General features: G+C 49.8%; 10 protein-coding genes. 7 read left to right on the forward strand and 3 right to left on the reverse strand.

Annotated features, from left to right (window positions below; translation table 11 throughout):
• Positions 1-1,911 precede the first annotated feature (1,911 nt).
• Positions 1,912-2,142: a DUF2789 domain-containing protein gene (locus tag BIZ37_RS13700; RefSeq protein WP_107301537.1), complete on the forward strand. Its 231-nt coding sequence runs from the start codon at positions 1,912-1,914 to the stop codon at positions 2,140-2,142.
• Between the two features lie 99 nt (positions 2,143-2,241).
• Positions 2,242-2,523: a hypothetical protein gene (locus BIZ37_RS13705; protein WP_187461986.1), complete on the forward strand. Its 282-nt coding sequence runs from the start codon at positions 2,242-2,244 to the stop codon at positions 2,521-2,523.
• Between the two features lie 56 nt (positions 2,524-2,579).
• On the opposite strand, the gene BIZ37_RS13710 is transcribed toward BIZ37_RS13705, so the two are convergent.
• Both BIZ37_RS13710 and syd read right to left on the reverse strand, forming a co-directional pair.
• Positions 2,580-3,356 (reverse strand): Zn-ribbon-containing protein, encoded by a 777-nt coding sequence (locus BIZ37_RS13710; protein ID WP_107301539.1) that lies wholly within the window; start codon positions 3,354-3,356, stop codon positions 2,580-2,582.
• Between the two features lie 3 nt (positions 3,357-3,359).
• A complete protein-coding gene (syd, locus tag BIZ37_RS13715; protein ID WP_187461987.1) occupies positions 3,360-3,926 on the reverse strand; it encodes a SecY-interacting protein in 567 nt (188 codons plus the stop codon).
• 63 nt (positions 3,927-3,989) lie between these two features.
• Between syd and queF the strand changes: the two genes are divergently transcribed.
• The 5 genes from queF to xni all read left to right on the forward strand — a co-directional run bounded on the left by queF (position 3,990) and on the right by xni (position 11,465).
• On the forward strand, positions 3,990-4,835 hold the full coding sequence (gene queF, locus BIZ37_RS13720) for an NADPH-dependent 7-cyano-7-deazaguanine reductase QueF (protein WP_187461988.1): 846 nt from the start codon (positions 3,990-3,992) through the stop codon (positions 4,833-4,835).
• 175 nt (positions 4,836-5,010) lie between these two features.
• The gene (locus tag BIZ37_RS13725; protein ID WP_187461989.1) at positions 5,011-7,290 is read left to right on the forward strand and encodes a GGDEF domain-containing protein; all 2,280 of its coding nucleotides are present in this window, start codon (positions 5,011-5,013) and stop codon (positions 7,288-7,290) included.
• Positions 7,291-7,424: 134 nt separating this feature from the next.
• Positions 7,425-8,981: a GGDEF domain-containing protein gene (locus tag BIZ37_RS13730; RefSeq protein WP_187461990.1), complete on the forward strand. Its 1,557-nt coding sequence runs from the start codon at positions 7,425-7,427 to the stop codon at positions 8,979-8,981.
• A gap of 230 nt (positions 8,982-9,211) precedes the next feature.
• Complete coding sequence (gene ppnN, locus BIZ37_RS13735; protein WP_187461991.1) at positions 9,212-10,588, forward strand: nucleotide 5'-monophosphate nucleosidase PpnN; 1,377 nt, start codon at positions 9,212-9,214, stop codon at positions 10,586-10,588.
• Positions 10,589-10,688: 100 nt separating this feature from the next.
• Positions 10,689-11,465: a flap endonuclease Xni gene (gene xni, locus BIZ37_RS13740; RefSeq protein WP_187461992.1), complete on the forward strand. Its 777-nt coding sequence runs from the start codon at positions 10,689-10,691 to the stop codon at positions 11,463-11,465.
• 199 nt (positions 11,466-11,664) lie between these two features.
• Here the strand turns inward: xni and rlmM are convergent, their stop codons facing one another.
• Positions 11,665-12,747, reverse strand: coding sequence for a 23S rRNA (cytidine(2498)-2'-O)-methyltransferase RlmM (gene rlmM / locus BIZ37_RS13745; protein WP_187461993.1), 1,083 nt, complete (start codon positions 12,745-12,747; stop codon positions 11,665-11,667).
• Positions 12,748-12,753 lie beyond the last annotated feature (6 nt).

Consider the following 12,753-nt stretch of genomic DNA (forward strand, 5'->3'; position numbering starts at 1 on the left):
CTTAAATTCGTCGGTAAAGCTACGTCTAGTAACAACTTTCATATAAACACCTCTTATTCCTAATAAAGAGGTGTCTACTTTTAGGGGGTCACTTCAGGTTGCAGGATGTTGAAAGGCTATAGAACGTCAAGTTCTTTCCTTGCTTTTGCTCTGCCTAGATCCTAGAACCCACTTTCCCCAGGACCAAGGACCCGCTCTTCCTAGGTCCGGTGCGATATCTTCAAAGATAAAGTTGATAAACCAAAGCAATCGCAAATGGATATCGGAAGTGTTTTTGCTGACGCAAAAAAAGAACGGGCGCAACTTGCGTTGCGCCCTTAGGTCTTACATGCAGCCGTCCTGCTACGATAGTGCTCCCTGCGACTGTCCTTGTTTTTCTAAATTCCTTAGCGGTAATCCCTAAACCCCATCCCCGGGTTGTCCTTGGTAGTTCCTTGACCCGTCGCGTTATCCTTGTGCGACTCTCTCATCCATCCTGGCGGTGTCCCTGCCTTCATCCTGAAGGGTTCCTGATACTTATCCTTAAGTTGTCCTCTTGCCCTATCCCAGAGCGCTCTCCCTAAGCCCCAATCCTTGAGGTGTTCCGGCTTATCCTAAAGCTGTCCTATTCATCCTGACGGCAATCATCCTGATCCCCGGCGGTATCCATTCCGTGTCCATGACATCCAGTCTGCTAACCACCTTGTTAGCACAGCCTTTCCTAGGCTTGCAGCATCCGTCTGCTTTCCCAATCCTGAGCCAACTCCCTGTCGACGAAGACCATATTACGCCCATTAGGATTTCATACAATTGACTATCAGGCACCATGGATCGCAAAAGATCATTCACCACAAAAATGAAAATATTAAGCATCTGATATTTATATACAAAAAACCAAAAGCCGACTATTTTCACCGAATTTGATCTTTATTAGTCTTACAGCTTTGTAAGAGATCTCTCACAAAGAGTGAAGGCTATAACTGCACCCCGTTTCACAAGGGTATTATTCTGCGTTTCACTACGGTTACAGAGATTAGTCCAAAATATGACAGTTTTGGCCGTATGATATAGAGATAAGAGGTTGCTTTAGAGGCTAGAGGCTAGAGGCTAGAGGCTAGAGGCTAGAGGCTAGAAAATTTTTCCAATCGCCTAGTGCCCATGGCCAAGTGCCGGTGCGATATTTTCAAGGAAAAGTGAGTAAGCCAAAGCAATAGCAAATGGATATCGGAAGCGTTTTTGCTGACGCAAAAAGAACGGGCGCAACTTTCGTTGCGCCCTTAGGTCTTACTTGCAGCAATCCCGCTACTATGGTGCTCCCTGCATCATTCCGTTGACAGCTGTGTTCCTTCAGCATTGTCCTTTTTTACTTCATCCTGAAGTGATCCTGTGGCCATCCTGACCCGTCAGTCCATCCTGTCCTGACTCTCAACATCCATCCTGGAGGTGTCCCTAACTTCTTCCTGAAGTGGTCCTTTTGTCATCCTGACTGGTAAACGTCCTGCTTACCATTTTGCCGTTCCTCGGCTATCCCTTCACAGTCCTTGTTCGACATACCATCCTAGTACACCGGTCTCTTCCTGAGACAAACCAAATCCTTGGCTTATTTCCTGTTCCGTTCCGTCAGTTCCTTCCGACAGGGTTAATATTACGTATTTCCCCCTCGGCAAAATAGCACTTGTCGCTAATTTCTTTCTTCCTTACAAGCAGAGAAAATCATCATAAAACAACAAATTTTAAATAACTCAATAACTTAAACCTAAACGGTAAGCTTGTTCGCTGCTGTCTTCACCATAATCTCCCACACCTTTGTAAGAGATCTCTCACAAGGGCATGAGATGAATAGGAATACCACGAAAATGAATGGAACCTGTCAGGCAGTAAAATTTCTCTATAATTAGTCATAAAACATTATGCGCTAGCCAAGGAGTGTCCATGGAAACCTTCAACCACAACCTTGCATCCCTGTTCAGCCAATTGGGATTGAACAATTCCAAAGAGTTTATCGAAACCTTCTTGGCCGAACACCACCTTGCCCAACATGAACAGTTATCCGAGGCCAACTTTTGGCAACCAGCCCAAAAACGTTTTCTCAAAGAATCACAAGAGCAAGATGCCGACTGGTGCGAAGTCATCGATCAATTGGATGCCTTATTAAGAAAATAGGTAAGAAAGTAATTAGAAATCGCCCACGGCTTTGCTGTTGTGCCCCCAGGTATGTTTGGGTGAAAATAGCCTGGTGAACGACAGCAACAAGGAAACAGCATGTCATCTGAAATTACTAAAGCCCTGACCGAAGCCATTGATGCACTTGTCGCCGAAGGCAAAGATCCATCGGTGGCACTGATTAAGTCACGGTTAGCCGATCCTCTGCCTATGCCACTGATCATCAAAGCATTGCAGAGTTGGAAATCGAGTGCCCGCGTGCCGAAAATTGAAAAAGTGGAAAACCAGCCTTCAGCTGAGGCGCGTATAGCGGCATTGGAGCAGCAAGTCGCCACCCTCACAGCAAGGCTGGAAAAACTAGAAAGCCAACAGGCTAAGTAACAAACGTCAGTTGGATACCTAAACAGAAAAAGCGCAGTTACCACTGCGCTTTTTCATTACTGGAAATCCCAAGACAGATTGGAGACGATTCGGCACTTGTCGCACTTGTAGTGGAAAATACCATGCAGGGGTTCATCCAACCGCCACTGGCCACCACATTTCGGACATGGCCGGTTGAGCTCACTTTCGAGGCTTTCACCGCCAACCCGGTATTGATAGTAGTAAGTTGGAATTTTGGTGATGTACTCGATCCGCCCGCGCAAATCCCAACCGCGGCGAAAGATATCACTGTCAGCATCACGAATTTCATGCAGGGCAGCATGTTCAGCCTGACAAGCCCCAGCCATTTGTATTTCATCGCACGCTTGCCATTCAGTCTGCCATTTCACCACCGCTTTGTGGTCACCGTTGAGAGTCGGCTCCGGCAAACGGTATAACGGGATTGGCATTAACGTTTCACCACAGCGCAGAGGTGAGCATGTATGGACATAGGTGGTATAGATCACCTGCCAGCTTGGCGAGAAATTCTCGGCGGCGGCTTCAGAATTCAAATCCCTTCCCAGCAGCTTCACTTTGGGGCTGAGCAAACTCGCATGACTCAAGCGATTCAAGCAAGCCTTGACCTGAGGGCTGTGGAAACGGGAGTGCAGGCTTTCCTCTTCAGGGCATACCGCCCTTACCTTGAATGTGCCTTCATCCATGACGATAGGGAATTCTCGCCCGAGTACCTGGCCATTATAACGTAAGGCATCCATTAACCCGTTGATGGCAGTATCAACGGCTGCGACGGTGGTATTATCAAAACACTCAAATTGCAATTCGACAACGTACATAACTTACTCAGCCTTAACCACAGGTTCTAGTGCCGCCAGGAAATCTTCAAGGTTTGGGGAGAGCACTTCGCGCTTGTCCTTACCCAGCGTTTCCAAAATCACCTCTCCGGTAAGGTTGCATACTGAGATCACTTCACTTTCGGAGTCCATTACCCCAATAAAAACGGTGGGTTTTAGTTTCAAACGACGCTGGGTCACCAAGTGGCCTAAGATATTTTCCTGCAGGCGCAACACATCGTCTTCGCTAAAGGCTTGAAGCAAATCAAATTCAACCACGCCTGTCACGGTCTGGAATTTAGCAGCCATATCGCCACTGAACTGGGCACCATAGAAAGCGACGATGTCTTCATGCAAGCGAAGCTCGATCCCTTTCTCAACAGCAGCAAGATCCCCCATCGGTTCTCGAGCGACGGGTTGCCAAGTCACTTCATAGCCGTCATCTGCCTTGACACAAGGTGATGATAAACCCAAAAGGTCACCACTACGGGGAAAACCTTGACCTGCATCACACCATGCTTGCAAAAAACGGGAAGAAAATTCGGATAACGCCGCTGCAACGGGATGATTCATTCGCAACCTCTCAAAAGATTAAGTAAACTTTGGCTATTCTAATCCAAGTGTGTCCAGGACAGTATGAGCAAATATCAAGACGCGAAAGAATTAGCCGGTTTGACCCTAGGTAAAACGACGGAATACATAGATCAGTATGACCCATCTCTTCTTCAGCCAGTGCCTCGCAGCCTGAACCGAGATGATCTGGCCCTTGGCGATACCCTTCCGTTTACCGGTTATGATATCTGGACACTCTACGAGCTGTCTTGGCTAAACAAAAAAGGCCTACCGCAAGTGGCTATCGGTGAGGTTCGCCTGCCAGCCAGCAGCCCTAACCTTATTGAGTCAAAGTCATTCAAGCTTTACCTCAACAGCTTTAACCAGACCAAATTTGACAGCTGGCAGCAAATTGCTGATACCCTGCAAAAAGATCTGAGTGAGTGCGCGGGTGCCGATGTCGATGTGACCGTTCAGCCGCTTTCTGATTTTGACGATCAGCCTATCGCTAACTTCTTCGGTGATTGTATCGACGATCAGGATATCGAAATTACCGATTACGAGTTCGACCCATCTCACCTAGAGGGTGCTGCGTCTGAAGAAACAGTGACTGAAATCCTGCACAGCCACCTATTGAAGTCTAACTGCCTGATCACCAGCCAGCCAGACTGGGGCAGCGTGCGCATTTCCTACACCGGTAAGAAAATCGACCGCGAAAAATTGCTGCGCTACCTGATCTCCTTCCGTAACCACAACGAGTTCCATGAGCAGTGCGTTGAGCGTATTTTTACGGACATCATGAAGTACTGTAAGCCAGAACTATTGACGGTTTACGCCCGTTATACCCGCCGGGGTGGCTTGGACATCAACCCTTACCGTACCAATATGGGTAAAACCCCTAGCGATAACTTCCGCTTGGCTAGACAATAATTCTACAAATTGATGACACCGAGCTGATTGATAAACACAAATGTGCAAAAAATTACTCAGTGAGGTGTATGCCCGAGTAAGTTGGGAATTAGTCCAGCAAAATCGCAGACTTTGCTGGACTTGATAAGCTAACCCATTAATATTGGTGGTACTGTATTTTTGGGTTTTTAAAAGTATGTCTGCTAGCCGTTGGCTGATCCGTTTGCTGTTCATTGGCATGATCTCGTTCAGCACACAAGCTAAAATTTTTACCACGCCAATCCTGGCAGAAGCCAATGAGCTGCTCCAAACCAACCCTGAGCAATCTCTGGCTATTACTTCCCGCTACCTCAACCAGCGTCGCCTGAGTGCCCCAAAAGAAACCTCCCGCGTTCATATCAATGACGAAACTGATCATTCCGTTAGAACGCCGCTTAGCACCGTCAATGCATTGCAGATATTGGCCAAAGCCCATTCGCTGCTGAACCAACCCGAAGAAGCAATGGCTGCCATCAAACAGGCTGAGGTCCTTTCGACCGAGGAAAACCTCACGTTCAGCCAACTGGAGAGCCAGCTTATCCATGCCGATATCTACTGGGAAAACCTAAAAAACAATGCCCGTTCACTCAAGATGCTGGATGAAATAGAAAAAGGTATTGCCGCAAGTACCAACCTGATGCTCGACAGCCAGATCAAACGCTTGCAGTATCAATCCCTCATGCAGCGCTCAGTCATTGAGTCGGCCACTGATCAGGAAAGCAAGGCAGAGAAAGGCTTCCTGAAAGCCAAACGTTATTTGATCAACCTTGATGATCCCAGCGAGCTCATCCATTACCAATTGGTTGTAGGGCGGCACTACTTCAAACATGGCCATTACGATACCGCCCTAGACCGGTTATTGAGTGGTTACTGGCTAGCCGTTGAAAACGACGACCAAGCCCAAACCGCTGTCGCCAACTACGAGTTAGCCATTCTGTTCGAACAGCGTAAAGTTTTCGACAAGGCGCTTGAGCATGCTACCCAGGCCGGTGAATTCTTCGAGCATTATGATCGCAGCAGGCCGCTAGCAAAAACCTTGGAGCTGATCGCTTCCATCTATGAGCAGCAAGGCCGCTTCAACCTGGCGCTGGTCCATTACTTCAACGCCTTGGATCAGGAAAACCAACTCAACAGCGATATCCGATCGGCCAGGCTGAGGCTCAATATCGCCCGTGTTTACCTGCAGCTATACAACTACCCCAAATCCGAGCAGTACCTTCACCATACGCGCCTGATAGCTACCCAAACCGGTAACGAAGCTATCATGGCTGAAGCCCAGATCCTCCAGGGGGAGTTGGAGTTGGCTGAAGGCAACATCGAGGAAGCTATCTCGAACCTGCAAACCGGTTTGATTGCAGCCAGCCGTATCGGCAACCGTGACCTCCAACTGGAAGGGGAAAACATACTCTCACGTGCTTTTGAACAGCAAAGCGATTATTACAATGCCCTGCTGAGCCAGCGCCGATACGAGCAACTCTTTAGTACCAAGCAGCAGGCCCAGGTGAAGAGCAATGTCGAAGTCTTCAAACAGCAGCAGCGTATGCTTGAACGTTCTTTGCACCTTGAAGAACTAGAGCGCCAGCAATTCGAAAGCAGCAAAGCCCTCTACAAACAGAAAAATGTCACCATTTTCCTGTTCTGCCTTAGTGGCGTGATCTTCATCGTGCTGATGCGACGCCACAAAACGGCCAAACAACTCCAGGCCCGACTGCTGCGTTTGCGCAATGATTTCTATACCCACCCTCGCAGTGGGCTCCGAAACCTACGAATGCTAACCGCCAAACTGCCTAACTCCCTACAGCAAAGTAGTGCTAACTTCGAGCAATGGCACCTGGGGGAGATCATCAACGAGCCGTTGAGCGACCGCTTACGCTTTGCACTGTTCGAGGTCCCCTTCCTCAAACATATCTATCTCAAACATGGCTACCAGCAAGGTCTGGAGCTTGAGCGCCAGTTCGGTGAATACCTCAACCAGCAGATATGTGAACCGGCAAGGCTTTATCATTTCTCCGATGCCATGTTCTTGTATATTGAACCGAACTCCCGTTTGGACTCAGCACCGGATCAACTGGCTAATTCTCTACAGCAGTTAGTTGATAGATTCCTCGAGGGCAAACATATCGACAACCGCGTCAGGATCGGTATGGCAGAGTATCCATTCCTGCCACGGGCCTACACGGCAATCAACGACCATGAGCTTCTCGATATTTTGCTAATGGCTACCAATGCCGCAAGGGAAATCAGCAAGGAGGAATCCGGTAGCCAATGGGTACACCTCAGTGCGATTGATGCAGCCCCAGCCGCCAGTTTTGCCAGTGACAACATTCGCCGCTCCTGCATCCAAGGCATACATAACGGGCTAGTAAAAGTACAAACTTCAGGGAGTTGCGACATTAGCTGGAACAACGATCACGTTTCTGACAAAAATGTCAGTTAATCTGATGTAAATATTCGGCTCATGGCCGATAACAATGAATTAGATGAAAGTTTTTGTTAGCATGAAATTTCCTATCATTTTTAAACGTTTGATAAGAAACAAGTTTACCACCTTATGGACTGCGCTTTAGCCCTGTGACAGACATTAATGCCGTAGCTTCGCAATTGAGTCAATTGAAGCTGCGTTTGGATCAAGCTCAACTCTCCCACCGAGACGCTTCGTTTAAATCTAGGCGGGAATTGGCGATCCTTAAACGTCTGATCAGCCGCCTTTCAGTTGCTTGTCATGGCATAGACAAAGAGCTTGATGAGAAACTGGCTATACTGCGCCATGACTTGGAGCAGCAGAAAGACATCAGCCAACTCATCCCACGCATTGCTGTGGTTGAAAGGCTAGCCAATCGGATGGGCGAAACCCAGCCCAAAGAGCGGGAGCAGCTGGATAGACAGTTCCAGCGCAGTAGCGAAATCTTACGCCGCTTTCCTGGCCTACCAGCCCAATTAAAACGCGACCTACATCAACTTCTTTCCCAACCAGCAGCTTCACTTTCCAGTTCATTCGAACAAGTGCTGGGCCTAATGAAGTTGTATGAGCGTGCGCTGAAGTTGGTCGCCACCAAAGGGCTACAAAACAACCCGGCAGCCATCCAGCAAGACTTGCTGATGAAACTGACTGCGGAGCTGCAGCACCTGATCACCGAGCTCGACTTCGATGGTGAGGCTGGGGATAAACTGCTAACAATACGTAACCAGCTTCTCAAAGGTGTCTCACCCTCATCGCTATTAGAGGTGTCCCTTGAGGTGCTTCGATTAGTACTCGATGGCACCCATCAGGAGCGCCATGCCTCTCAGCAGTTCCTAGATAATGTCAACGGTGAACTGGGTACCTTAAGTAAAACTACCCAACAGAGCGCCGAGCAAAGCCACACTATCTACGAGCACCGCGGTGAAATGACTAATGAACTGGCCGAATTGGCCCAGTCGATCAAGTCAGGCTTGCAAACCCACAAGCAACTCGATAGCTGGCGTCCTGAACTGACTCACCTCACCAAAGAACTACTCGTTCTCGCCGAGCGTAACAAGGCGTTAGAAAAGCGTGAGAAAGCCCTGCTGGAACAGTTGAGCTACAACAAGTCAAAGATCGAGCACCTTTACGAGCAAACACAGGATTACCGCCAGAGGCTCACCGACCAAGAGCAACGGATCTTCCTCGACAACCTCACCAAGGTGTACAACCGCAGTGCCCTTAATGAGCGCCTTGAGCACGAATACCGCCGCTGGTTGCGTTACCAGCACCCGCTTTGCGTCACTCTGGTAGATATCGACAATTTCAGCTCGGTCAATAAACACTACGGTCATCAGGCCGGCGATAAAATCTTAAAGATCATCGCCCGGACAATCCGCAAGCAGCTCGAGCCGACCGACTTTATCGGCCGTTTCGGCGATGATGCCTTTATGCTGATTCTGCCTGATGCCAACGAAGAGCAACGCAACCAGCGCCTAACGGCTATCCGCCAGGCTATCGCCCAACTGCCGTTCCGCTTTCGTGACAACAACATCACTATCACTGTCTCGATGGGGGCGACCTTGTTCGAAAGCAATGATACCCCAGCAGATATCATTGAGCGGACCGACAAAGCCCTGACCGGTGCACGTAGTGCTGGTAGCAACCGGATTTTCTGGATTTTCTGATCCCACCGTAAATCATCAACCTATCAATGGCTGGTAAAAACGGGCTACTCTGTGTATGGTAAATATATCAGTCACTTGTAATTCATATTTTCTCTTAGGCTGATCTTCAGGAAACAGAGTGTACTCCCAACCGGTTTACTTTCTGCTTCACCCGGCAGTATTCACCGATTCTTCCTAAAATGAATACACCCAGTGGATACCGCCACCTTGTCATGACCAGGGAGGTAATCATGATCACTCATATCAGTCCAGTAGGTGCAATGGACCTACTTTCCCAACATGAAGTCGATTTGCTCAAAGCAACGGCCTCTAGTGACATCTATCGTCTGTACCGTAACTGTTCGCTGGCGGTACTCAACTCAGGTAGCCACACCGATAACTCAAAAGAGCTACTGGAAAAACACAAAAGCTTCGACGTCAATGTCATGCGGCGAGAACGCGGCATCAAGCTAGAATTGATGAACCCACCAGAGCACGCCTTCGTCGATGGCCGGATCATCCGCGGGATCCAGGAACACATGTTCGCCGTGCTGCGCGATATTGTTTACGTCAATATGCATGTACAACAACGCAAGGACATCAACCTCACCAGCTCACCGCACATCACCAACTTTGTCTTCAGTGTGCTTCGCAACGCGCAAACCGTTCGCTCCGGTGAAGATCCCAACATCGTGGTATGCTGGGGTGGCCACTCGATCAACCCTGTCGAGTACCAATATACCCGTGAAGTCGGTAACGAGTTAGGACTGCGTGAGCTCAACATCTGTACCGGTTGTGGCCCCGGTGCTATGGAAGGACCAATGAAAGGCGCGGCCATCGGCCATGCCAAGCAGCGTTTTCCCAACAGCCGGTTTATCGGCCTGACCGAACCGTCGATTATCGCGGCAGAGCCACCCAACCCGATTGTCAACGAGTTGGTCATTTTGCCTGACATCGAAAAACGCCTCGAAGCCTTCGTGCGGGTCGGCCACGGTATCATCATTTTCCCTGGCGGTGCGGGTACGGCAGAGGAGCTACTCTATATCCTCGGGATCTTGATGGAACCGGAAAATGCCGATCAGCCAATGCCGGTGGTCCTGACCGGGCCGAAAGAGTCCGAACCCTACTTCCGTACCCTCGACAGCTTTATCCGAGATACCCTAGGTGAGGATGCCACCAAGCATTACCAGATCATCATCGACGACCCGGAGAAAGTGGCCCGTGTGATGAAATCTGCCATGCCACTGATTAAGGAACACCGCCTGGCCACTGGCGATGCCTACAGCTACAACTGGTCACTGGCTATCCCACCGGAGTTCCAGCTACCTTTCGAGCCGACCCACGAGTCAATGGCAAGCCTAGACCTGCACATGAACCAACGCCCAGAGCACCTTGCCGCCAACTTACGCCGGGCCTTCTCTGGTATTGTGGCGGGCAACGTCAAAGAGGAAGGGATCAGGGAGATAGAACGTAGGGGCCGCTTTAAAATCAATGGTGATGTCAGCCTGATGAAAAGGATGGACAAACTACTTGCCCAGTTCGTCGAACAGCAGAGAATGAAACTGCCCGGTAGCCATTACGAACCGTGCTACGAAATCATCACCGCCGCGCCGCCAATTGCGAAATAATCACCCTAGCCCGTCAGATGGCGGTGCACATCGCAAGCAACTATGCGTACAATAAAGGGTCTGTTGACCCTTTTTTCTTTACTGCTACACGGTTTACGCTATGTCGTCTATCCACCTTGTCATCATTGATGCCCTCAATTTGATCCGCCGCGTTCATGCCGCCCAGCATGGCGAACCCGATGTCCACAACACAGCTAAAGTCTGCTGTCAGGCTCTGGGGAAAATCATCAAGAGCAGTCAACCCACCCATATCGTGGCGGTATTCGATCACCATGGCGAAGACCGTGGCTGGCGAGCCGAGCTGCTGCCTCATTACAAAGAAGGGCGCAAACCTATGCCCGAAGAGTTGATGGCGGGCATGGATATCATCCAGGATGCATTCATGGATATGGGGATCGACTCGCTGCTTTCTGACGGTGACGAGGCCGATGATCTCGTAGCCACACTGGCATTGAAAGTTGCCTCTCGCGGCCAGCAAGTCACCATCATCTCCACCGACAAAGGCTATTGCCAACTGCTCCAGCCCACTTTGCGGATCCGCGATTACTTCCAACAACGCTGGCTCGACAGTCCCTTTGTCGAAAAAGAATTCGGCGTCAAGCCAGAGCAACTCCCTGATTACTGGGGCTTGGCAGGCATAAGCTCGAGTAAAATTCCCGGCGTCACCGGGATCGGCCCCAAGGCCGCAGTAGAATTGCTCAGCCTCTACCCGAACTTAGAGGCCATCTTGGCAGCAGACGACCTACCAACAAAATGGCAGAAGAAAATCGATGCCAGCCGCGATGAAGCGGTAGCCTCCAAGCAAGTTGCCTCGCTGAAAACTGACTTGGTTCTGGGATTCAATTTGCAGGATATACGCTTTACAGCGGGAGGATAGGAGCAGGTGCTGGGTGCTGGGTGCTGGGTGCTGGGTGCTGGGGCAGAATTAGCAAAACCCTCGCTGTTCAAGCTTTTGATTTTTGCTTTTCCAAGCACCAAGGACCTTCTTTTCCAAGGACCGATTACCACTCCATATTTTCTATCCGACAAATACAAAAACACCACCCGGAGGTGGTGTTTTATGACTCGGCCTGACACTAGTGCGGCGAGCGGTTATCCAAGCGCTGGATATGTACCGTGATTTCCTCACGGTCGTGGTAAAGGTGCTTGGCCTGCAGGTTGAACTTCACCCCATTCTGGATCAGGTACACTTTCAGGTTCTCGATATCCTGAAGAACCTCATCGTACCGGCCTTTCATTGGCAGTTTGAGGTTGAAGATCGCTTCTTTAGCCCAGCCTTTGATCAGCCAGTCACCCATTAGGTGAGCCACGCGGGCTGGCTTTTCTATCATGTCACAGACAATCCAGGTCACGTTCTTACGGGGTGGTTCAAACTTGAAGCCATCAACCGCATGGTGCTTAACTTGTCCGGTGTCCATCAGGCTCTGTGCCATCTGGCCATTATCAATCGCATGGACAAACATCGAGCGCTTCACCAGTTGGTAAGTCCAACCGCCAGGGCAAGCACCCAAGTCGACGCCCCACATACCGGCAGCGAGGCGCTCATCCCACTCATCACGTGGGATAAATACATGGAATGCTTCTTCCAATTTCAGCGTCGAACGGCTTGGTGCATCCGATGGGAACTTAAGGCGCGGGATCCCCATGAAGAACGGCGAGTTGTTGGTGGTGTAGGAGTAACCCACAAAACAGCAGCCCGGCGCAATGAAACAAAGGTGCAAGACCGGCTTTTTCGGGTTGTCTTTGGCGTACATCGCACCTGATTTACGCAGTGCCTGACGCAAAGGCACAGTAAACTTGCGGCAGAATTTCAACAGCTCCTTGGCTTCGTTAGTATCCGGTGTTTCTACACGCAGGTCACCACAGCGAGGGAAGTCTGCCACCATTTCCATGATTGGAGAAATGCGGTCTTCTTGCGGTAGATCTTCGAGCACCGGCATTACCGCGACCATCTGGCGGGCAAAGATCAGCTCGGAAAAAGGCTGCAACTGGATAAACTTGTCCGCATCGCCCGGCTGGTAAAACTCAAACAACACATAGCCAGTATTGTTTTTTGCGCGAGGAAAGCCATACAACTCCAGTGCATTTGCTTTGTCTTGAACTTCACCGGCACATTCCTTCTCGAAACCGGGACGGCAGTACAACAGAACTTGATTCACTCTCAA

It is taken from the genome of Photobacterium sp. BZF1, from assembly GCF_014349205.1.
Classification (GTDB): Bacteria; Pseudomonadota; Gammaproteobacteria; order Enterobacterales; family Vibrionaceae; genus Photobacterium.

What these genes read in the sequence shown, in the direction of transcription:
- BIZ37_RS13705 (WP_187461986.1), top strand. Translation starts at nt 2,242, where the DNA reads ATGTCATCTGAAATTACTAAAGCCCTGACCGAAGCCATTGATGCACTT.
- BIZ37_RS13700 (WP_107301537.1), top strand. Translation starts at nt 1,912, where the DNA reads ATGGAAACCTTCAACCACAACCTTGCATCCCTGTTCAGCCAATTGGGA.
- BIZ37_RS13725 (WP_187461989.1), top strand. Translation starts at nt 5,011, where the DNA reads ATGTCTGCTAGCCGTTGGCTGATCCGTTTGCTGTTCATTGGCATGATC.
- queF (WP_187461988.1), top strand. Translation starts at nt 3,990, where the DNA reads ATGAGCAAATATCAAGACGCGAAAGAATTAGCCGGTTTGACCCTAGGT.
- ppnN (WP_187461991.1), top strand. Translation starts at nt 9,212, where the DNA reads ATGATCACTCATATCAGTCCAGTAGGTGCAATGGACCTACTTTCCCAA.
- syd (WP_187461987.1), bottom strand. Translation starts at nt 3,926, where the DNA reads ATGAATCATCCCGTTGCAGCGGCGTTATCCGAATTTTCTTCCCGTTTT.
- BIZ37_RS13710 (WP_107301539.1), bottom strand. Translation starts at nt 3,356, where the DNA reads ATGTACGTTGTCGAATTGCAATTTGAGTGTTTTGATAATACCACCGTC.
- xni (WP_187461992.1), top strand. Translation starts at nt 10,689, where the DNA reads ATGTCGTCTATCCACCTTGTCATCATTGATGCCCTCAATTTGATCCGC.